The organism is Rhizobium sp. SVR5-9E, assembly GCF_056755095.1.
In genome coordinates, this window is the sequence record NZ_JBNDHS010000463.1 from 1 (window position 1) to 265 (window position 265).

At 66.0% G+C, this 265-nt stretch carries 1 pseudogene; it reads right to left on the bottom strand.

The annotated features are described in order from the left end of the window. Positions 1-167 precede the first annotated feature (167 nt). A pseudogene (locus ACPYOJ_RS35630) lies at positions 168-265 on the bottom strand (nuclear transport factor 2 family protein); the annotation flags it as partial.

The window sequence follows — 265 nt, forward strand, 5'->3', positions numbered from 1 at the left end:
GTCATGGCCGGGCTTGACCCGGCCATCCACGCCTGCTGACGGCGCACCGAGAACGTGGATGCCCGGGACATCTAGCGCGAGACGCGCTTCGCGCTTTTGCCCGGGCATGACGTCCTCTTGTGAAAGCCGGAATGTGTTCCTCCCCGTACAAGGGAGGGCCAGCAGCCTCACGCCCCGGCCGGCACCTGATCGAGAAATCCGGTCACGCTCCTGATCCGGCCGTCCTTCAGCACGGCGAAATCCGTGCCCTTGATCGGGCTGTCGG